The 20,460-nt window shown below is 64.0% G+C and carries 17 protein-coding genes; 16 read left to right on the top strand and 1 reads right to left on the bottom strand.

The window, feature by feature from the left end:
• Window position 1 precedes the first annotated feature (1 nt).
• The 14 genes from murD to NKI10_RS07945 all read left to right on the top strand — a co-directional run bounded on the left by murD (window position 2) and on the right by NKI10_RS07945 (window position 18,486).
• Window positions 2-1,402, top strand: a complete 1,401-nt coding sequence (murD, locus tag NKI10_RS08010; RefSeq protein WP_023826600.1) for a UDP-N-acetylmuramoyl-L-alanine--D-glutamate ligase — start codon at window positions 2-4, stop codon at window positions 1,400-1,402.
• Window positions 1,402-2,553: a putative lipid II flippase FtsW gene (gene ftsW, locus NKI10_RS08005; RefSeq protein WP_023668275.1), complete on the top strand. Its 1,152-nt coding sequence runs from the start codon at window positions 1,402-1,404 to the stop codon at window positions 2,551-2,553. The genes murD and ftsW overlap by 1 nt, the downstream gene beginning before the upstream one ends.
• A 1-nt stretch (window position 2,554) precedes the next feature.
• Window positions 2,555-3,679, top strand: a complete 1,125-nt coding sequence (murG, locus tag NKI10_RS08000; RefSeq protein WP_352859421.1) for an undecaprenyldiphospho-muramoylpentapeptide beta-N-acetylglucosaminyltransferase — start codon at window positions 2,555-2,557, stop codon at window positions 3,677-3,679.
• Complete coding sequence (murC, locus tag NKI10_RS07995; protein WP_023668277.1) at window positions 3,679-5,085, top strand: UDP-N-acetylmuramate--L-alanine ligase; 1,407 nt, start codon at window positions 3,679-3,681, stop codon at window positions 5,083-5,085. Before murG ends, murC begins: the two co-directional genes overlap by 1 nt.
• Window positions 5,082-6,047, top strand: a complete 966-nt coding sequence (gene murB, locus NKI10_RS07990; protein ID WP_027050618.1) for a UDP-N-acetylmuramate dehydrogenase — start codon at window positions 5,082-5,084, stop codon at window positions 6,045-6,047. Before murC ends, murB begins: the two co-directional genes overlap by 4 nt.
• A 302-nt stretch (window positions 6,048-6,349) precedes the next feature.
• On the top strand, window positions 6,350-7,276 hold the full coding sequence (locus tag NKI10_RS07985; RefSeq protein WP_023668279.1) for a D-alanine--D-alanine ligase: 927 nt from the start codon (window positions 6,350-6,352) through the stop codon (window positions 7,274-7,276).
• Window positions 7,264-8,205, top strand: a complete 942-nt coding sequence (locus NKI10_RS07980) for a cell division protein FtsQ/DivIB (RefSeq protein ID WP_023725356.1) — start codon at window positions 7,264-7,266, stop codon at window positions 8,203-8,205. Before NKI10_RS07985 ends, NKI10_RS07980 begins: the two co-directional genes overlap by 13 nt.
• Complete coding sequence (gene ftsA / locus NKI10_RS07975) at window positions 8,202-9,509, top strand: cell division protein FtsA (protein ID WP_023688034.1); 1,308 nt, start codon at window positions 8,202-8,204, stop codon at window positions 9,507-9,509. The genes NKI10_RS07980 and ftsA overlap by 4 nt, the downstream gene beginning before the upstream one ends.
• Window positions 9,510-9,575: 66 nt before the next feature.
• The gene (gene ftsZ, locus NKI10_RS07970; RefSeq protein ID WP_023744605.1) at window positions 9,576-11,234 is read left to right on the top strand and encodes a cell division protein FtsZ; all 1,659 of its coding nucleotides are present in this window, start codon (window positions 9,576-9,578) and stop codon (window positions 11,232-11,234) included.
• A 271-nt stretch (window positions 11,235-11,505) separates the two neighbouring features.
• A complete protein-coding gene (gene lpxC, locus NKI10_RS07965) occupies window positions 11,506-12,453 on the top strand; it encodes a UDP-3-O-acyl-N-acetylglucosamine deacetylase (RefSeq protein ID WP_023668283.1) in 948 nt (315 codons plus the stop codon).
• Window positions 12,454-12,716: 263 nt separating this feature from the next.
• Window positions 12,717-13,586: an outer membrane protein assembly factor BamD gene (locus tag NKI10_RS07960; RefSeq protein WP_023668284.1), complete on the top strand. Its 870-nt coding sequence runs from the start codon at window positions 12,717-12,719 to the stop codon at window positions 13,584-13,586.
• Between the two features lie 218 nt (window positions 13,587-13,804).
• Window positions 13,805-15,478 (top strand): DNA repair protein RecN, encoded by a 1,674-nt coding sequence (gene recN, locus NKI10_RS07955; protein ID WP_352859419.1) that lies wholly within the window; start codon window positions 13,805-13,807, stop codon window positions 15,476-15,478.
• A gap of 111 nt (window positions 15,479-15,589) precedes the next feature.
• Window positions 15,590-17,794, top strand: a complete 2,205-nt coding sequence (gene ligA / locus NKI10_RS07950; protein ID WP_352859417.1) for an NAD-dependent DNA ligase LigA — start codon at window positions 15,590-15,592, stop codon at window positions 17,792-17,794.
• Window positions 17,791-18,486 carry a DUF2461 domain-containing protein gene (locus NKI10_RS07945; RefSeq protein WP_023682130.1) on the top strand — a complete coding sequence of 232 codons (696 nt, stop codon included), beginning with the start codon at window positions 17,791-17,793 and terminating at the stop codon, window positions 18,484-18,486. Before ligA ends, NKI10_RS07945 begins: the two co-directional genes overlap by 4 nt.
• Window positions 18,487-18,508: 22 nt before the next feature.
• Here the strand turns inward: NKI10_RS07945 and NKI10_RS07940 are convergent, their stop codons facing one another.
• Complete coding sequence (locus NKI10_RS07940) at window positions 18,509-19,267, bottom strand: SDR family NAD(P)-dependent oxidoreductase (RefSeq protein ID WP_023682129.1); 759 nt, start codon at window positions 19,265-19,267, stop codon at window positions 18,509-18,511.
• A gap of 116 nt (window positions 19,268-19,383) precedes the next feature.
• On the opposite strand from NKI10_RS07940, the gene NKI10_RS07935 reads away from it, so the two are divergent.
• Both NKI10_RS07935 and NKI10_RS07930 read left to right on the top strand, forming a co-directional pair.
• Window positions 19,384-20,112, top strand: a complete 729-nt coding sequence (locus NKI10_RS07935; protein ID WP_023668289.1) for an AzlC family ABC transporter permease — start codon at window positions 19,384-19,386, stop codon at window positions 20,110-20,112.
• Complete coding sequence (locus tag NKI10_RS07930) at window positions 20,109-20,405, top strand: AzlD family protein (RefSeq protein WP_352859416.1); 297 nt, start codon at window positions 20,109-20,111, stop codon at window positions 20,403-20,405. The genes NKI10_RS07935 and NKI10_RS07930 overlap by 4 nt, the downstream gene beginning before the upstream one ends.
• Window positions 20,406-20,460: the final 55 nt, after the last annotated feature.

The following is a 20,460-nucleotide window of genomic DNA, read 5'->3' as shown; positions in this document are numbered from 1 at the left end:
CTTGATCCCCGCCGCATCCTTTTCGGGCAAACGCGTTTCGCTCTTCGGGCTCGGTGGCTCGGGGATCGCCACGGCGCGCGCGCTGATCGAGGGCGGCGCCGACGTGCTCGCCTGGGACGACAATCCCGATAGCGTCGCCAAGGCCGCTGGCCAAGGCATTGCGACCGCCGATCTGCGCGGCGCCGACTGGTCGAAATTCTCGGCCTTCGTGCTCTCGCCCGGCGTGCCGCTGACGCATCCCAAGCCGCACTGGACGGTGGAGTTGGCGCGTGGCTCCGGCGTCGAGGTGATCGGCGATATCGAATTGTTCTGCCGCGAGCGGATTGCGCGCGCGCCTGATGCGCCGTTCATCGCTATCACCGGCACCAACGGCAAGTCGACGACCACGGCGCTGACCGCGCATATCCTCAAATCGGCAGGGCGCGACACGCAGATGGGCGGCAATATCGGCCGGGCCATCATGACGCTCGATCCACCGCAGGCTGACCGGGACTATGTCGTCGAGTGTTCGTCCTACCAGATCGATCTCGCGCCCTCGATCAACCCGACGGCCGGCATCCTGCTCAACCTGACGCCCGACCATCTCGACCGCCACGGCACCATGCAGCACTACGCTTCGATCAAGGAGCGGCTGGTCGCCGGCAGCGAGACAGCCATTGTCGGCGTCGACGATAGCTGGTGCGCGCAGATCGCCGACCGGCTGGAGAGGGCGGGCCGACAGGTGATCCGCATCTCCAAGCGGCTGCCGCTGACCGACGGTTATTTCGCCGATGGCTCCGATCTGATGGAAGCCGTGCATGGCCGTTACAGCCGCGTCGCCTTCCTCGAAGGCATCGGTTCGTTGCGCGGCCAGCACAATGCGCAGAACGCGCTTGCCGCCGTCGCCGCCTGCCTCAGGGTCGGCTTGAGCCTCGGCGAGATCCAGACGGGACTGGAAAGCTTTCCCGGGTTGGCGCATCGCATGGAGCAGGTCGGCCGCAAGGATCATGTGCTGTTCGTCAACGATTCCAAGGCGACCAATGCCGATGCGGCGGCACCCGCGCTGTCGAGCTTCCTGCGCATCTACTGGATCGCCGGCGGACTGCCCAAGGAAGGCGGGATCGAGCCGCTGCGCGGTTTCTTCCCGCGCATCGCCAAGGCCTATCTGATCGGCGAGGCGGCGCCCGCGTTCTCGGCGACGCTCGGCGAAGCCGTGCCCTATGAAATCTCGGGCACGCTGGCCGCCGCGGTCGACCATGCCGCGAAAGACGCGGCCAAGGATGACAGCGGCGAGGCGGTGGTGCTGCTGTCGCCGGCCTGCGCCAGTTTCGACCAGTTCAAGAATTTCGAAGTTCGCGGCGAAGCCTTCAGGCAAGCTGCGAATGCTATCGAGGGCGTGAAACCCATCGGAGGGGCACGATAATGCAAAGCCGTCTCGACAAAAGCCCGGTTGCAACCTGGTGGTGGACGATCGATCGCTGGTTCCTGGCGGCGTTCCTGTCACTGATGGGGCTTGGCATCGTCTTGTCCTTTGCGGCAAGCCCGGCGGTGGCCGAACGCATCGGCCTCGACAGTTTCCACTTTGCCACCAGGCAGATCATCTTCACCGTGCCGGCGCTCGGCGTGATGCTGGCAGTGTCCTTCCTGGAATCGCGGCAGATCCGGCGCATGGCGCTGATCATCCTGGGCATCATGCTGGTGCTGATGGTGGCCGTGCTCTATATCGGCGTCGAAGTGAAAGGCGCACGGCGCTGGGTGTCGTTTGTCGGCATGTCGATCCAGCCGTCGGAATTCCTGAAACCCGCCTTCGTCATCGTCTGCGCCTGGCTGTTCGCAGAACACAAGCGCCAGCCCGACATTCCGGGCAATTTGTTTGCCATGCTGCTGCTAATCCTGGTCATCTCGCTTCTGGTGGCGCAGCCCGATCTCGGCCAGACCATGCTGGTGACCGGCACCTGGGGCGTCATGTTCTTCATGGCCGGCCTGCCCTGGCTATGGATCATCGCGCTTGGCGCCACCGGCGCCGGCGGCCTGTTTGCCGCCTACACTGTGTTCCCGCACGTTGCCGCCCGCATCGACAAATTCCTGACCGGCGAAGGCGACACGTTCCAGGTCGACATGGGCCGCGAGGCGCTGATCAACGGCCACTGGTTCGGCGTCGGGCCGGGCGAGGGCACGGTCAAGCGGGTCATTCCCGACGCGCATGCCGATTTCGTGTTTTCGGTCGCCGGCGAAGAGTTCGGGTTGATCATGTGCTTCTTCATCATGTCGATCTTCGCCTTCATCGTGCTGCGCGGCTTGAGCACGGCATTGAAGGAACATGATGATTTCACCCGCTATGCCGTCGGCGGTCTGGTCACCGTGTTCGGCCTGCAGTCGGTCATCAACATGTGCGTCAACCTGCAGCTGATGCCGGCCAAGGGCATGACGCTGCCTTTCATCTCCTATGGCGGCTCCTCGCAGATCGCCATTGCCATCTCGATGGGCATGGTGCTGGCGCTGACGCGCAAGCGACCGGAAAAGCGCAAGCAGATGGGCTTTGCCCTGTCGCAGCGCGCCCTGCCGGCGGAGTGATATGGCGCGGGGTGTCATCCTTCTCGCGGCTGGCGGAACCGGCGGACATCTGTTTCCGGCCGAGGCGCTGGCGCATGAGCTGATCGAGCGCGGCTGGGGCGTGCATCTGGCGACGGACGACCGCGCCGAGCGCTTTGCCGGCCATTTCCCGGCCGCCGCCATCCATCCGATCCAGTCGGCGACGATGGGCTCGAAAAACCCCGTCGCTCTGCTCGGAGCGTTCTGGAAGATCTGGCGCGGCGTGCGCCAGGCCTCCGCCGTCATCGCCAGGATCAAGCCTGATGCGGTCGTCGGCTTTGGCGGTTATCCGACCTTGCCACCGCTCTATGCCGCGACGCGGCGCAAGCTGCCGACGCTGATCCATGAGCAGAACGCGGTCATGGGCCGCGCCAACCGGGCGCTGTCCGGGCGTGTCGATGCGATTGCCGGCGGCTTCCTGCCGCAAGATGAAAGTGCCACAGGCGCCAAGACGGTGACGACCGGCAATCCGGTCAGGCCGCCAATCCTGGAGGCGGCAAAGACGCCCTATAAGGCATCCCAAGGGGCGGATCCGTTCAGGCTCCTGGTGTTCGGCGGCAGCCAGGGCGCGCAGTTCTTTTCCGATGCCATGCCGGCGGCGATCGCACTTCTGCCGGAGGCGCAGCGCAAGCGGCTGGTGATCACCCAGCAGGCCCGCGCCGACGACGTGGCGCGGGTGAAGGCCGGCTATGCGGCACTCGGCGTCCATGTCGAGGTCTCGCCCTTCTTCACCGATATGGCACAGCGCATGGGCGCGGCGCATCTGGTGATCTCGCGCTCCGGCGCCTCGACAGTTTCGGAGATCGCCGTCATCGGCCGGCCGGCGCTGCTGGTGCCTTATCCCTATGCGCTGGATCACGATCAGGCGGCGAACGCAGCCGCCCTTGCCGCGGCGGGCGGCGGCGAGGTGCATCCGCAATCGTCACTGTCGCCGGAGCGCATCGCGGCTCTCATTGGCGGGCTGATGGACAATCCCGAGCGGCTGACGGCCATGGCTGCCGGAGCGAAGTCGGCTGGCCGGCCGAACGCGGCACGGTTGCTCGCTGATCTCACAGAGGCTATTGCGTCCAGAAAAACCGTTTCGGATTTCAGGAAAGGGACGCATTGATGAAGATGCCGCAGACCATCGGCCTTGTGCATTTCATCGGCATTGGCGGCATCGGCATGAGCGGCATCGCCGAGGTTCTGCACAATCTCGGCTACAAGGTGCAGGGTTCGGACCAGGCCGACAGCGCCAATGTCCAGCGGCTGCGCGACAAGGGCATCGAATGCTTTGTCGGCCACAAGGCCGAGAATATCGGCGCGGCCGAAGTGGTTGTCGTCTCCACCGCGATCAAGAAATCCAATCCCGAGCTGAAGGCCGCGCGCGAAAAACTGCTGCCGATCGTGCGCCGGGCCGAGATGCTGGCCGAACTGATGCGCTTCCGCCAGGCGGTCGCGATCGGTGGCACGCATGGCAAGACCACAACCACGTCGATGGTGGCGACGCTGCTCGATGCCGGCGGGCTCGACCCGACGGTGATCAATGGCGGCATCATCAATGCCTATGGCACCAATGCCCGTATGGGCGATGGCGAGTGGATGGTGGTCGAAGCCGACGAAAGCGACGGCACCTTCCTCAAGCTGCCGGCCGAGATCGCCGTCGTCACAAACATCGATCCCGAGCATCTGGACCATTATGGCAGTTTCGACAAGGTGCGCGAGGCGTTCCGGCAATTCGTCGAGAACGTGCCGTTCTACGGTTTTGGCGTGATGTGCACCGACCATCCGGAAGTACAGGCGCTGGTCAGCCGCATCGAGGACCGCCGCGTCATCACCTATGGCGAGAACGCGCAGGCCGATGTGCGTTTCACCAACCACCGCATGGCCGGTGCCGTCTCGGCATTCGACGTGGTGATCCGCGACCGCAAGACCGGCGGCCAGACGACGATATCGGATCTGCGGCTGCCGATGCCCGGCCGCCACAACGTCTCCAACGCCACCGCCGCAATTGCGGTCGCGCATGAACTCGGCCTGTCGGCCGAAGCGATCAAGAAGGGGCTGTCGTCCTTTGCCGGCGTCAAGCGGCGCTTCACCCACACCGGCTCGTGGAACGGCGTCGACATCTTCGACGATTACGGCCACCACCCGGTCGAGATCACGGCGGTGTTGAAAGCGGCGCGCAGCGCCACCAAGGGCCGCGTCATCGCCATTGCGCAGCCGCACCGCTTCACCCGGCTGCACGATCTGTTCGACGAATTTTCGGTCTGTTTCAACGATGCCGACACGGTGATGGTGGCGCCGGTCTATGCGGCGGGCGAGGAGCCGATCGACGGCGTGACCTCGGAGGCGCTGGTGTCGCGCATCCGCTCCGGGGGCCATCGCGATGCGCGCTACGTCGAAACCCCTGCCGCGATTTCGCCCGTCATCCGCGCGTTGGCGAAACCGGGCGACTTCGTCATCTTCCTGGGCGCCGGCAACATCACCCAATGGGCCTATGCGCTGCCTGGGGAACTCGGCGGTACCGTCTCATGATGCGCGGCCAGGACCTGCTCGACAAACTTGGCGACCGGCTTGCCGGCCTGCGCGGCCGCATCACGCCCAATGCCGAGATGGACAAGATCACCTGGTTCCGCGCCGGCGGTCTGGCGGACGCCCTGTTCCAGCCGGCCGACGAGGAGGATCTGGCTGCCTTCCTGCGCGCCGTGCCGGAGGACATCCCGCTCACCATCGTCGGTGTCGGCTCCAACCTCCTGGTGCGCGACGGCGGCATTCCAGGGTTCGTCATCCGGCTTTCGGCCAAGGGCTTTGGCGAGGCCGAGGTGGTTTCGCCGACCGTCATCAAGGCCGGTGCTGCGACGCCCGACAAGCGCGTCGCGGCCGTCGCTTATGAGGCCGGTATTGGCGGCTTTCATTTCTATCACGGCATTCCCGGCGCCATCGGCGGGGCGCTGAGGATGAATGCCGGCGCCAATGGCGTCGAGACGCGGGAACGTGTCGTCGAGGTTCGGGCGCTCGACCGCAAGGGCAATCTCCACACCCTCAGCAATGAAGACATGGGCTATGCCTATCGTCACTCGGCCGCACCTGCCGGGCTGATCTTCACCTCCGCGGTTTTCGAAGGTGTTCTGGAAGATCAGGAGGCGATCAAGGCGGCTATGGACGCCGTCCAGACGCATCGCGAGACGGTGCAGCCGATCCGCGAGAAGACCGGCGGCTCGACCTTCAAGAATCCGGAAGGCACCTCGGCCTGGAAGGAAATCGACAAGGCCGGCTGCCGCGGGCTGATGATCGGCGGCGCGCAGATGTCGCCGATGCACTGCAACTTCATGATCAACACCGGAACAGCGACCGGATACGACCTCGAATATCTCGGCGAGACGGTGCGCGCCCGCGTGCTTGAAAATTCAGGCATCCGCCTGCAGTGGGAAATCAAGCGGCTCGGCAATTTCCGCCCCGGCCATGCCGTGCAGGAATTCCTCGGACAGCTTCTTTAGCGCAAGCTGAAGTTCATGTGATGCTTGAACTTCAAACGGTCTGAAACAACAGCGCCACCGTTGCTCCAAAGACTCACAACACGCTTTTTCGGGCCGTTTTCGCGGAAAGTGAATCTGTCGGAATCATAAGCACTTGCCAGCGAATCAACTCTCTGATTCTCTGCCTTAAAGCGTTTCCTGATTTGAGTCGTTCGACGCGTCGACCGCGTTTTCCGTCTGGGGGGCAACCTGCCGGGAGACTCGGACTCAATCTGGTCGCTGAATGCGTGGTTGCGGGCCCGCCGTGAGAGGGATGACGGGATATGAAGAACAAGCATGTGGCTGTCCTCCTGGGCGGATTCTCGTCCGAGCGGCCCGTGTCTCTGTCTTCGGGAAAGGCGTGTGCGGATGCGCTTGAGAATGAAGGCTACCAGGTTACCCGCGTCGATGTTGCGCGCGATGTCGGCGCCGTGCTCACCGAACTCAAGCCCGATGTCGTCTTCAACGCACTGCACGGCCCGTTCGGTGAAGACGGCACTATCCAGGGCATCCTCGAATATCTGGCCATTCCCTACACCCATTCGGGCGTGCTCGCCTCGGCGCTCGCCATGAACAAGGAGCAAGCCAAGAAGGTCGCCAAGGCTGCCGGCATCGCGGTGGCGGAATCGAAGGTTGCCAGCCGCTTTGCCATCCAGAACAAGCATCCGATGAAGCCGCCCTACGTGGTCAAGCCGGTCAATGAAGGCTCAAGCTTCGGCGTCGTCATCGTGCATGAAGGGCAGTCGCATCCGCCGCAGGTCATCGGCTCGTCCGAATGGAAATATGGCGAGACCGTCATGGTCGAGCGCTACATCCATGGGCGCGAGCTGACCTGCGCCGTCATGGGCGACGTGGCGCTCGGCGTCTGCGAGATCATTCCGACCGGCCATTCCTTCTACGACTATGATTCAAAATACGTCGCCGGCGGATCAAAACACGAAATCCCTGCTAAAATTTCATCAAATATTTACCAAAAAATACAGACACTGGCGCTCAAGGCACATCTGGCTATCGGCTGCCGGGGCGTTTCCCGATCGGACTTCCGCTATGACGACCGTCACTCCGAAAACGGCGAGATTGTCTGGCTCGAGATCAACACTCAGCCGGGCATGACGCCGACGTCTTTGGTGCCTGAAATCGCCGCCCAGGCCGGGCACTCGTTTGGCGAATTGTTGAGTTGGATGGTGGAGGACGCTTCGTGTCTGCGTTGAAATGGGGACAGGACAAGGGCAGGGGCGGCGCCGGGCCGGCGCTGTTCGGCATGCCGTTGTCGTTCGACCATTTCGTGCTGCCGCGCGTGCTGCGCCGGCCGGTGCGCGTGCTGGCGCGACTGGGCGGCGGCGACTTCGTCGCGCCGCGCTTTTCCGCGGCCATCCTGTCGGCTTCGCTCATTGCATCAAGCAGCCTCTATGGCGCCATTCTCGGCGGTCATGCCGACGACATCGTCCAGAGCATCACCGCCCGGACCGGCTTTGCCGTCGACCAGATCAAGGTGGTCGGCAACCGCCAGACTTCGGAGATCGACATACTGGACCGGCTCGAGCTCGACGGCTGGACGTCACTGATCGGCTTCGATGCCGAGGCCGCGCGTGAACGTATTGATACCTTGCCCTGGGTCGAAGTGGCGGCGGTGCGCAAGGTCTATCCACATACGCTGGAAGTGCGTGTCGAGGAGCGCGAGCCCTTCGCGCTCTGGCAGCAGGGCGCGGAGCTTTCGGTCATCGAACGCTCCGGCGCGGTGATCGCGCCGTTCTCCGGCGGCAAGCAGGCGCTGCTGCCGCTGATCATCGGCACCGGCGCACCGGCCAAGGCGCCCGACTTCGTGGCCAAGATCAAGAAATTTCCCGAGCTCGCGGCTCGGGTCAAAGGCTATATCCGCATCGGCGAACGGCGTTGGGACCTGAAGCTGGAAAACGGCATCACGATCAAGCTGCCCGAGGATGGCGAGGATCAGGCGATTGCCGACCTGGTTCGGATGGACCACGATAACGGCCTTCTGACGCGCGATATCGCCGCCGTCGACATGCGCATCTCCGATCGCCTGGTGGTGCAGCTGACGCCGGAAGCGGCGACGCAGCGCCAGGCCGCGCTCAATGAAAAGCCGCAAAATTTGAAGCGCAAGTCGGGGACGAAGATATGAGCTGGCTTGGCGGCAACAGCGATGCCTCTTCGCGGCGTTCCGGCACGCTCACCGTGCTGGATGTCGGCTCGAGCAAGGTTTGCTGCGTGGTGGCGAAACTGAAGCCGCGCGAGGACGGCAAGCTGTTGCGCGGCCGCTCGCACCGCATCCAGGTGATCGGCATCGGCCACCAGAAATCGCAAGGCGTGAAGTCGGGCGTGGTCGTCGATCTCGACCGCGCGGAGCACGCCATTCGCCTGTCCGTCGACGCCGCCGAACGCATGGCGGGACTGACGGTGGATTCGCTGATCGTCAACATGACGGCGGGCCGGCTGAAGAGCGAAACCTATTCGGCCACGATCAATCTCGGTGGCCATCAGGCCGACGAAGCCGACATCAAGCGCGTGCTTGCCGCCGGCGCCAAGCAGGCGCTCAAGGCCGAACGCGACGTGATCCATTCGCTGCCCGTCGGCTTTTCGCTGGACGCCGAGCGCGGCGTGCGCGATCCGCGCGGCATGGTCGGCGACCAACTCGGCGTCGATATGCATGTGCTGACGGGCGATGCCGCGCCGCTGCGCAATCTGGAGCTCTGCATCAACCGCTCGCATCTTTCGGTCGAGCGCATGGTGGCGACGCCCTATGCCAGCGGGCTTGCGGCCCTGGTCGACGACGAACTGGAAATGGGTGCGGCCTGCATCGACATGGGCGGCGGCACGACGACCATCTCGGTGTTTTCGGAAGGCAAATTCGTCCACGCCGATGCCATTGCCATCGGCGGCAATCATGTGACGCTCGATATGGCCAAGGGCCTGTCGACCTCGCTCGACGCCGCGGAGCGGCTGAAGGTGATGCATGGTTCGGCGCTGCCTGGCAGTGCCGACGATCGCGACCTGGTCTCGATCCAGCCGATCGGCGAAGACGGCGAGATGCCGCTGCAGATCCCGCGCTCGGTGATGACGCGCGTCATCCGCGCCCGCATCGACGAGACGCTGGAACTGTTGCGCGACCGGCTGAACAAGTCGGGCTACGGCAATGCCGTGGGAAAACGCGTCGTGCTGACCGGCGGCGCCAGCCAGCTTGCGGGTCTCCCCGAGGCGGCGCGCCGCATTCTGGGACGCAATGTGCGCATCGGACGCCCGCTCGGCGTGGCGGGCCTGCCGGAAGCTGCCAAGGGGCCGGCTTTCTCGACGGCGGTCGGGCTGCTGATCTATCCGCAGATGGCGAGCTTCGAGAGCCATCCGGCGAAAGGAATTTCCGGTCTCAGGATGACCGGGACGGGCGGAAAACTGCATCGCATGAGTCAGTGGTTGAGAGACAGTTTCTAATTGACGGGGACAGCCCCATAGGCGGCCGCGGCGGCGAAGCGGCGGGAAAGGCAAAGGACGGAGACAATGACGATCAATCTGCAAAAGCCGGACATCACCGAGCTCAAGCCGCGGATCACCGTATTCGGTGTCGGCGGCGGCGGCGGCAATGCCGTCAACAACATGATCACCGCGGGCTTGCGCGGTGTCGAGTTCGTCGTGGCCAACACCGATGCACAGGCGCTGACCATGTCGAAGGCCGAGCGGCTGATCCAGCTCGGCGCGCATGTCACCGAGGGGCTCGGCGCCGGCTCGCAGCCTGAAGTGGGCCGTGCGGCGGCGGAAGAGTGCATCGATGAGATCATCGATCATCTCTCGAACACCCATATGTGCTTCGTCACCGCCGGTATGGGTGGCGGCACCGGAACCGGTGCGGCTCCCGTGGTTGCCCGCGCGGCGCGCGAACGGGGTATCCTCACCGTCGGCGTCGTCACCAAGCCGTTCCATTTCGAAGGCCAGCGCCGCATGAAGACGGCGGATCTCGGCATCGAGGAGCTGCAGAAATGTGTCGATACCCTGATCGTCATCCCCAACCAGAACCTGTTCCGGCTGGCCAATGACAAGACCACCTTTGCCGACGCCTTCGCCATGGCCGACCAGGTGCTCTACTCCGGTGTTGCCTGCATCACCGACCTGATGGTCAAGGAAGGTCTGATCAATCTCGACTTCGCCGACGTGCGTTCGGTGATGCGCGAAATGGGCAAGGCGATGATGGGCACCGGCGAAGCTTCGGGCGAGGGCCGCGCGATGGCCGCCGCCGAGGCGGCGATCGCCAATCCGTTGCTCGACGAGACCTCGATGAGGGGCGCCAAGGGCCTGCTGATCTCGATCACCGGCGGCCGCGACCTGACCCTGTTCGAAGTCGACGAGGCCGCGACCCGCATCCGCGAGGAAGTCGATCAGGACGCCAACATCATCCTCGGCGCCACCTTCGACGAGGAACTCGAAGGCGTCATCCGCGTCTCGGTGGTCGCCACCGGCATCGACAAATCGGCAGCTGAAATTGCCGCGGCGCCGATCTCGATCCGGGCCGTGCCGCCGCAGCAGAAGCCGGTCAGCCGCCCAGCGGCTTCGGGGGCGGAAGGCCGTCCGGCACCGGTCCAGCAGCAGACCTATGAGCAGCGCGCGGCCGATCCGGTGGCCGAGGCGATCCAGCTTGCCGAGGCCAATGCGGCGGCAATGGCTCGTCCGGCGCCGATGGCCCAGGCGGAAGATTTCCGCCCGCAGAGCAAGATCTTCCAGGCCCCGCCTGCCCAGCCGCAGCCTGTCGTGCAGCAGGTGATGCAACCGGCGCCGCTGCGGGAAATGCCGCAGCCGGTGGCTGCCGCACCGCAGCGCATGCCGCGGGTGGAGGATTTTCCGCCGGTGGTGCGGGCCGAGGTGGAAGCCAAGGGCCGTCCGGCCGACCATGAAAACAGCGGGCCGATGGGGCTGCTCAAGCGGCTGACCAACGGACTGACGCGCCGCGAAGAAGAGCCGGCCCGGTTGCAGCCGGCACAGCCGCGCGAACCGAAACTGCGCCAGGCGGCGCCGGAAATGCGCCGCCTTGCCAGCCAGGATCCGCAGCTTTACGCGCCGCGCCGCGGCCAGCTCGACGATCAGGGCCGGTTGACGCCGCAGACCAGGTCGACCCAGGAAGACGACCAGCTGGAGATACCGGCTTTCCTGCGCCGCCAGGCCAACTGAGCCGTTAACGGTATGTAACACTTGTTAACAGGCAGACGAGAGATTGTCTGCCTGTTAACGTTTAAAGGGGTTTAATAACAAGGCGTTACGATGTGACGCTCAAGGTCTGTCGCGGTTACACAGAGTAAGAAACCGTGATTTGGAGTCTCCCTGACAGACCATTATCTTTGCCGCAGCACTTTCGGTGTGCTGGGATTCGGGGAAGTGGCCCTGCCTGCCGATAAAAAAGAGCCGCGCCTTTTGGGTTAAAGCGGACTTAGGCGTTTGGGCTATGGGGTTTGTCTTGCAAGACTATCAGACGACACTGAAATCGCGTGCAACGCTGACCGGTACCGGCGTTCACAGCGGCAAACCGGTCACCGTCAATTTCCTCCCTGCGGACGCCGACACCGGCGTGCTCTTCCACCTTTCGAACGGAAGCGAGAGCCGCGAGTTCCGCGCGCTGGTTGCTGAAGTCGGCGCGACCGATCTCTGCACCATGCTCGGCGATCCGGCAGGCGAGCATATCGCCACCGTCGAACATCTGATGGCGACGCTTTTCGGGCTCGGCATCGACAACATCGTCATCGAGATCGACGGTCATGAGGTTCCGATCCTCGATGGCAGTGCGGTGGCGTTCGTGGAAGCCATCGACCAAGCCGGCATCGAGACGCTGGCGGTCAAGCGCCGCTACATCAGGGTGGTCAAGCCCGTCCGCATCGAGAATGGCGCGTCCTGGGCCGAGTTCAGGCCCTATAGCGGCACGCGCTTCGAGGTCGAGATCGATTTCGAAAGCCCGGCGATCGGCCGCCAGCTATTCGCCTCCGACATCAACCCCGACATCTTTCGCCAGGATATCGCGCGCGCCCGCACCTTCGGCTTCATGAAGGATGTCGAGCGGCTGTGGGCGGCCGGCTATGCGCTGGGCTCCTCGCTGGAGAACTCGCTGGTGATCGGCGACGACAACCGGGTGATCAACATGGGCGGCCTGCGCTACCCCAATGAGTTCGCTCGCCACAAGACGATGGACGCGATGGGCGATCTGGCGCTGGCCGGCGCCCGTTTCATCGGTTGCTTCCGCTCCTATCGCGGCGGTCACCGGATGAATGCGGCTGCTTTGCGGCGGCTTCTGTCCGACCGTTCGGCCTTCGAGGTCGTCGAGACCACGCGCCGCGAGCGCGGCCGCACCGCCGAGATGAGCGCCGTCACCGGCCCTGTCTTTGCGCCCTGGGTGATCTGATTCTTAACGATTTTCTGGCTCTCTGAACGCTGGCCGGTGTTGCACGAAAGCATCACCGGCCAGTGAAAGTGCGTAGCATTCGGGGCAACACCAAGCCGCCACAAAAATGTGCGATTGGCTAGACATAGCGTTGCTGGGCAAGGCAGTTATGGTTTATGGCTGCTGCCGTCTGTTAGGCGCATGTCGCTCAAAAGTGGGGATCAGTTTTGAGGGAACGCCATGCGAAAGGCATTGAACTAACGCCGAAAGGGCGCAATCCAATCATGTTCTTCAAGCGAGTTGGTCAATCGAAAGCGCCGTATCGGGCTGTTTTCCTGGCGCTTTCGGTGGTTGTGCCATCGCTCTTCCTCTCGGCCTGCATGTCGTCCGAGAAAGACGTCGACCTGTCGACCTATGTCGACCAGACCGAACCGGCCGACGTCCTTTACAATCAAGGCCTTGCCAATCTCAATGCCGGCCGCCTGGATGAGGCGAGCAAGAAGTTCGACGCCGTCGACCGCCAGCACCCCTATTCGGAATTCGCCCGCAAATCGATGGTGATGGGCGCCTTCGCCGACTATCGCGCCGGCCGTTATGACGAAGCGATCGGCTCGGCCAAGCGCTATCTCACGCTCTATCCGTCGACCGACGACGCGGCTTACGCCCAGTATATTATCGGGCTGAGCTACTACAAGCAGATCAAGGACGTCACCCAGGATCAGAAGGAAGCACGCCAGACCGTGCAGACGATGCAGGATCTGGTGACGCGCTGGCCGACGTCGGAATATGTCGACGACGCCAAGGAAAAGATCCGTTTCGCCAACGACCAGCTGGCCGGCAAAGAGATGCAGATCGGCCGCTATTATCTCGAGCGGCGCGAATACATTGCTGCCGTCAAGCGCTTCCGCAACGTTGTCGAGAACTATTCCAACACCCGCCATGTCGAAGAGGCGCTGGCGCGTCTGGCCGAAAGCTATTACGCCATGGGCTTGACCTCGGAAGCGCAAACCGCCGCTGCTGTGCTCGGCACCAATTATCCCGACAGCCAATGGTACAAGGATACCTACAAGCTGTTGCAGAGCAACGGGCTTGAGCCGCGCGAGAATGCCGGATCGTGGATATCCAAGGCCGGCAAGCTGATCACCGGCGCCTGACGCCCGAGCATCGACTGAGGCGGAACGCGCTTTTCGGATTGATCCGACGCTCAAACAAAAAGATAGTGCGGCGCTGCGACTCCATCGGTCGCATGCCGCTTCACAGCGGTTCAGTGGTTTGATTGAGGCGCTGAACCGTCCTAACTTTTTGTTCTACGCAATTCCGGACGGAAAACCGCTACGCACTTTTCCCGGAATTGCTTGAGGTCCGGGTTCTGATGCTTTCCAGACTGTCGATCCGCGATATCGTCCTGATCGAGAAGCTGGATATCGACTTCCAGCCCGGCCTTTCCGTGCTGACCGGTGAAACCGGCGCCGGCAAATCCATCCTTCTCGACGCGCTGTCGCTGGCGCTTGGCGCGCGCGGCGACGCCTCGCTGGTGCGCCACGGCGCGGCACAGGGCCAGGTCATTGCCGTCTTCGATGTGCCGCGCAACCACCCGGTGCGCGCGCTGCTGGCCGAAAACGCCATCGAGGATGACGGCGACATCATCCTGCGCCGGCTGCAGACCGCGGATGGCCGCACCCGTGTCTTCGTCAACGACCAGCCGTCCAGCGTCACCCTGATGCGCGACATCGGCCACGCGCTGGTCGAGATCCACGGCCAGCATGACGAGCGGGCTCTGGTCGATCCCGGCGCCCATCGCGAATTGCTGGACAGTTTTGGCGGCCATCTGGGCGCTGCCCGCGCGACCGGCGAGGCGTGGCGCTACTGGCGTGGCGCCGAGCAGGAGTTCGTCAGGCACCGCGCCAAGGTCGAGGCGGCGGCGCGCGAGGCCGATTATCTCAGGGCCTCGGTGGCGGAACTGGCAAAGCTCGATCCGCAGCCCGGCGAAGAGACGCAACTGGCCGAATTGCGCGCCACGATGATGCGGGCCGAAAAGATCGCCTCGGAAATACACGATGCGCAGGATGTGCTGTCAGGCCCGTCCTCGCCACTGCCGCAACTGGCCAGCCTGCTGAGGCGCCTGCAGCGCAAGGCCAGCGAAGCGCCGGGACTGCTCGAGGATGTGGTGAAGTCGCTGGACGAGGCGATGCTGTCACTGGATGCAGCGCAATCGGGCGTCGAGGCGGCACTGCGCGCCACCGAATACGACCCGCAGAGGCTGGAGAAGGCGGAGGAGCGGCTGTTTTCGCTGCGTGCGGCCTCACGTAAGCACAGTGTGGCCGTTGACGATTTGGCGCAACTGCGCGACACCATGTCCGCCGATCTCGCCGATCTTGATGCCGGCGAGGGGCGCCTGCATGTCCTGGAAAAGCAGGCCTCAGCGGCGCGAGAAGCCTACGATATTTCCGCAGCCCAGCTCTCCGCCCTTCGCCATGCGGCCGCGGTCGGCCTGACCAAGGCTGTGATGGCCGAATTGCCGGCGCTGAAGCTGGAACGGGCTGAGTTCATCGTCGAACTGGCCAGCGATGGCGAGAACCGCATGGAAGAAGGCATCGACCAGGTCGAGTTCTGGGTGCGCACCAATCCCGGCACCAGGCCTGGGCCGATGATGAAGGTCGCCTCCGGCGGCGAGCTGTCGCGCTTCCTGCTGGCGCTCAAGGTGGCGCTGGCCGACCGTGGCTCGGCGCCGACATTGGTCTTCGACGAGATCGACACCGGCGTCGGCGGCGCCGTGGCCGATGCGATCGGCCAAAGGCTGGCCAGGCTGTCGAAGCGCGTGCAGGTGCTGTCGGTCACGCATGCTCCGCAAGTGGCGGCACGTGCTGCGACGCATTTCCTGATCTCCAAATCCGGCGGCTCGGACAAGGTCGCCACCGGCATCGCCGAAATGGACCGGGCGGCGCGCCAGGAAGAGATCGCGCGCATGTTGGCCGGCGCTACCATCACCGACGAGGCGCGCGCAGCCGCGGAACGGCTGCTGCGCGAGAATATTGCTGCAGCGTAGTCGTCGCAAGGCTTTCGGACTGAGTCAGGATATGGCTCCATCCCGCTGTTCAGGAATGCTTTTTCCGAAATCCTGATTTATGGTGCCTCGCCACTGTCCAGGGACCGCTGCATGTCTGAAAAACCAGTCGAATCGTTGAGCGAAAGCGAAGCCGCGGATGAGCTCCAGCGGCTGGCCGAGGAGATCGCCGGTCATGACCGGCGCTATCATGCCGAGGACGCGCCGACGATTACGGACGCAGAATATGACGCGCTGCGGCGGCGCAATCTTGCCATCGAGGAGCGCTTTCCCGGTCTGGTGCGCGAGGATTCGCCCTCGCTGCGGGTCGGCGCCGCGCCGGCGGAAGGCTTTGCCAAGGTGCGCCATGCGGTGCCGATGCTCAGCCTCGCCAAGGCCTACACAGACGAGGACGTCACCGATTTCATCGAGCGTGGCCGGCGCTTCTTCGACCGCGACAAGGACCTCGACATCGCGTTTACGGCCGAGCCGAAGATCGACGGCCTGTCGGCGTCGCTGCGCTATGAACGCGGTGTGTTCGTGCAGGGTGCTACGCGCGGCGACGGCACTGTAGGCGAGGACATCACCGCCAATCTCAGGACCATCGCCGACATCCCCGCCAAGCTGAAAGGATCGGGCTGGCCCGAGACCATCGAGATCCGCGGCGAGGTCTACATGACCTATGCGGAATTCGAGGCACTGAAGGCCCGCTCGGCGGCGGTGGGCGGCCAGGACTATGTCAATCCGCGCAATACGGCAGCGGGCTCCTTGCGACAGAAGGATGCGTCCGTCACCGCCAGCCGCAATCTTAAATTTTTTGCCTATGCCTGGGGCTATACGACAGCGGATCCGGCGCCGACCCAATATGATTCGGTGCAGAAATTCGCCGAATGGGGGTTCAAGGTCAGCCCATTGATGGTGCGGGCGAAGTCTGTCGAGGAGCTGATCGCGCACTACCACAAGATCGAGGAGCTGCGTTCGTCGCTCGGCTACGACATCGACGGTGTCGTCTACAAGGTCGACCAGCTGGAATTGCAGCGTCGCTGGGGCTTTGTCACCGGCGAGCCGCGCTGGGCGGTTGCGCATAAATTCCCGGCCGAACAGGCGATGACGACGGTGCAGAAGATCGACATCCAGGTCGGCCGTACCGGTACGCTGGCGCCGGTGGCGCGGCTAGCGCCGGTCACGGTCGGCGGCGTGGTGGTCGAAAACGTCACGCTGCACAATGAGGACTACATCAAGGGTTTTGACAGCAACGGCTTGCCGATTCGCGACGGCATCGATGTCCGCATCGGTGACACGGTTGTCATACAACGGGCGGGCGATGTCATTCCGCAGATCGTCAGCGTCGTCGTCGACAAGCGGCCGGCTGATGCGGTGCCTTACGAATTCCCGCACATTTGTCCGGTCTGCGGCTCGCCGGCGACGCGCGAAATCAACGAGAAGACCGGCAAGGAGGATTCGCGCCGGCGCTGCACCGGCGAGCTGATCTGCGCCGCGCAGGCCGTGGAGCGGCTGCGTCATTTCGTGTCGCGCGGCGCGCTCGACATCGAGGGGCTGGGCGCCGAGAATATCGACCTGTTCTTCAATTCGGGACTGGTCAAGACCGCCGCCGATATCTTCACCCTCAGGGATCGCCGCCCGGCCGTCACCAGGGCGCTGGCTGAGCGGCGCGAGGAGCAGGCTAGGCAGCGCGAGGCGGCATCGGGCAAGGCGCGCAAGAATGTGCGCGGTGTCGAGAACCGCAATTATGAAGGCCTCGACAAGCTGTTCGCGGCCATCGATTCGCGCCGCGAGCCGGAGCTCGACCGCTTCATCTTCGCACTCGGCATCCGCCATATCGGCGAAACGACGGCGGCCGTGCTTGCCCGGACGTTTTCGACCATCGAGGAGCTGATCCGCGTCGGCAAGGAAACGGCGGCGGCTGAGGATCCGCACAGCGTCTTCCCCTCCATCAACGGCATTGGCGACACGGTGATCGACGCGTTGCGCGATTTCTTCGGCAATGAACGCAATGACGACGTGCTCGACAGACTGCTCGAACAGGTCAGGCCGAAGCCGTATGTCGTCACCGTGTCGACCGACAGCGAGGTTGCCGGCAAGACCATCGTCTTCACCGGCACGCTGGAAAAGATGACACGCTCCGAAGCCAAGGCGATGGCCGAACGGCTCGGCGCCAAGGTGGCGGGTTCGGTGTCGGCGAAGACCGATCTGCTGGTGGCCGGGCCGGGCGCTGGCTCCAAACTGAAGCAGGCCAGCGAACTCGGCGTCGAAGTCATCGACGAGGACACATGGCTGCAACGGGTCGGCAAGGCATGACCGCCGGTTCGTTCAAAGGGTTCGGGCAAAAGGCCATACCGTTCCTCAAGGCGCTCGACTTCCACCAGAGCCGTGAATGGTTCCAGGAAAACCGCGCGCTTTACGACAGCGAGTTGCATGAGCCGTTCTGCGATCTGGTCGAGACGCTGACCGAGCGCTTCGCGGCGGCGGGTCTGGGCTTGCGCGGAGACCGCAAGAAGTCACTGTTTCGCATCAACCGCGACGTGCGCTTCGCCAAGGACAAGCGGCCCTACAACCAGCATTTGTCGGCCATGCTGTCGCCGGATGGCACCAAGATGGAGCAGGGCGTGTTCTTCGTCTATGTCGGGATCGACCGCTGCTTTGCCGATGTCGCCTGGTGGAATCCGGAGCCGTCCCTGCTGCTGGCGATGCGCAAGGCGATCGTCGCCCGGCCGGCCGAGTTCCGAAAACTGCTCTCAACGCTGAAGAAAAACGGCTTCGAACTTGAAACCGAGGGCCGCATGAAGCGCACGCCGCGCGGCTTCGAGCAGGTCAACGAACCCGATCTTGTCGACGCCATCCGCAACCGGCACTTCTATGTCCAGCACATGATCGATCCGGCTGGAATTCACGCGCCGACGCTGGTCGACGAGCTTGTCGATTTCGCCTTGCGCGCCAAGCCGCTGCTTGACTGGGGCAGGGCGATCCAGGGCACGGCACCGCGGAGCTAAATCAGCCCGGCGCACTGCACGGCTACATCCGCATCAAAAGACCGCCGTCGACTGCCAGTTCGATGCCGGTGATGTAGCTTGCCGCATCGGAAAGCAGGAATAGCGCGGCATTGGCCATGTCCTGCGGCGTGCCGATGCGGCCGAGCGGCGCATAATTGGCAACGGCCGCGCGTTTCTCTTCGGTGTCCCAGCGCGCCTGCAGCGGCGTCAACGCCATTCCCGGGCAGATCGAATTGGAGCGGATGCCATCGCCCGCCAACTGCATGGCGAGCGACTTCGACAGCGCACAGACGCCGGCCTTCGATGCCTGGTAGGCATCCTGCGGGGTCGGATCGCCGCGATACCACTGGATGGTGGAGAAGTGCACCATGGCGCCGCCGCGTCCGCCGGCCCGCATATGCGGAACCACCGCCCGCGCGGTGTGGACGAAGGATTTCAGATTGATGTTGAAGACCTGATCCCAGACATCGAGGTCCATCTCGAGGGCCGATTTGTCGCGACCGAACCAGAGCACGCCTGCGACATTGGCGAGATAATCGATGCCGCCGCGCTCGCGGCCCGCGGCATTGATGGTCTGCTCGACGAAGGCGGCGTCGGTGAGGTCGCCCTGGGCAAAGGTGAGCCGGTCGTCATAGGCGGCAAGCGACGCCGGACGCGGCTTGACGTCGATGGCGGTGACCGAGGCGCCGGCATCGAGCAGCGCCAGCGAGATCGCCTCGCCCATACCGCCACCGGCGCCGGTGACGACCGCGTGCCTGCCGGTGAAGTCATAAGCGATCATCCGAACCCCCTCATTTGTTTTTACAACATCAGTTTCGCTGATTTGTTGGCTCAAGCGAATTCGTCTGACTTTTCAAACGCCGGCTCCTACATAGCAGCGCGAGATGGGAATGTGACATGTCGGCAGAGACCTTAAGCGAAAATTCCGTGGCCAGCGACTTCTGGGACGGCGTGCGGCTGTCGATGCCGGTGGTTGTCGCCGCGGCGCCATTTGGGCTGCTGTTCGGCGCCATCGCCGTCGACAACGGCTTTTCCGTTCTCGAAGCTTTCTTGATGAGCGCGCTGATCTTCGGCGGCGCCAGCCAGATGGTCGGCATCGAATTGTTCGGCCAGCATGTCGCGCCATGGCTGATCGTGCTGTCGATCTTCGCCGTAAACTTCCGTCACGTGCTTTACTCCGCCAGCATCGGCCGGCGAATCGCGCACTGGCCGGTTATCAGCCAAGCGCTGGGCTATTTCGTGCTCACCGATCCGCAATTCGCGGTGGCCGAGCGTAAGGCCGAAGCCGGCGAGACCGTTGGCTTTGCCTGGTACATGGGGCTTGGCCTGCCGGTCTATGTGTTCTGGGGGATCGAGAGCGCGCTGGGCGCGGTGTTCGGCAAGCTGATCCCGGACACGCATGCGCTCGGCATCGACTTCCTGCTGCCGATCTATTTCCTCGGGCTGGTCATGGGCTTTCGCAACCGGCCACTGTGGCTGCCGGTGGTGATCGCCAGCGCCGCGGCGTCGATCATTGCCTACAAAACTGTGGGATCGCCATGGCACGTCTCCATCGGCGCCGTTGCAGGCGTGCTTCTGGCCGTCATCCTGCCGCCGCACCATAGCGGTGTGGAGGCAAAACGATGAGCGCGACCTTGTGGATCATCATTGCCGGCGCGATCGCCACCTATCTCACCCGCGTCGGCGGCCATCTGGTGATCTCGCGCTTCGACCACATCCATCCACGCGTCGAGGCGGGTTTGAATGCCGTGCCGGCCGCAGTGTTGACGACGCTGGTGGCGCCCGCCGCACTTAGCGCCGGACCGGCGGAATGGGCGGCGCTGGTCGTCGCCGCTGTGGTCTCGCTGCGCGGCGGCCTGATGGCGGTGTTTCTGGCCGGGGCGGTGGTGCTGGTCCTCGCGCGGCAGTTTGTGGCATAGGGCGCCTGCGCGCGGAACAGTTTCGAACTGTCGGCGCCGCCGCTCATTGCCCTGG

It is taken from the genome of Mesorhizobium sp. M0802 (assembly GCF_040320115.1).
Classification (GTDB): Bacteria; Pseudomonadota; Alphaproteobacteria; order Rhizobiales; family Rhizobiaceae; genus Mesorhizobium.
This window is presented reverse-complemented; position numbering and strand designations above follow the sequence as displayed.

Coding starts and splice junctions, on each gene's coding strand:
- ftsW (WP_023668275.1), top strand. CDS start 1,402: ATGCAAAGCCGTCTCGACAAAAGCCCGGTTGCAACCTGGTGGTGGACG.
- murG (WP_352859421.1), top strand. CDS start 2,555: ATGGCGCGGGGTGTCATCCTTCTCGCGGCTGGCGGAACCGGCGGACAT.
- murC (WP_023668277.1), top strand. CDS start 3,679: ATGAAGATGCCGCAGACCATCGGCCTTGTGCATTTCATCGGCATTGGC.
- murB (WP_027050618.1), top strand. CDS start 5,082: ATGATGCGCGGCCAGGACCTGCTCGACAAACTTGGCGACCGGCTTGCC.
- NKI10_RS07985 (WP_023668279.1), top strand. CDS start 6,350: ATGAAGAACAAGCATGTGGCTGTCCTCCTGGGCGGATTCTCGTCCGAG.
- ftsA (WP_023688034.1), top strand. CDS start 8,202: ATGAGCTGGCTTGGCGGCAACAGCGATGCCTCTTCGCGGCGTTCCGGC.
- ftsZ (WP_023744605.1), top strand. CDS start 9,576: ATGACGATCAATCTGCAAAAGCCGGACATCACCGAGCTCAAGCCGCGG.
- lpxC (WP_023668283.1), top strand. CDS start 11,506: ATGGGGTTTGTCTTGCAAGACTATCAGACGACACTGAAATCGCGTGCA.
- NKI10_RS07960 (WP_023668284.1), top strand. CDS start 12,717: ATGTTCTTCAAGCGAGTTGGTCAATCGAAAGCGCCGTATCGGGCTGTT.
- recN (WP_352859419.1), top strand. CDS start 13,805: ATGCTTTCCAGACTGTCGATCCGCGATATCGTCCTGATCGAGAAGCTG.
- ligA (WP_352859417.1), top strand. CDS start 15,590: ATGTCTGAAAAACCAGTCGAATCGTTGAGCGAAAGCGAAGCCGCGGAT.
- NKI10_RS07945 (WP_023682130.1), top strand. CDS start 17,791: ATGACCGCCGGTTCGTTCAAAGGGTTCGGGCAAAAGGCCATACCGTTC.
- NKI10_RS07940 (WP_023682129.1), bottom strand. CDS start 19,267: ATGATCGCTTATGACTTCACCGGCAGGCACGCGGTCGTCACCGGCGCC.
- NKI10_RS07935 (WP_023668289.1), top strand. CDS start 19,384: ATGTCGGCAGAGACCTTAAGCGAAAATTCCGTGGCCAGCGACTTCTGG.
- NKI10_RS07930 (WP_352859416.1), top strand. CDS start 20,109: ATGAGCGCGACCTTGTGGATCATCATTGCCGGCGCGATCGCCACCTAT.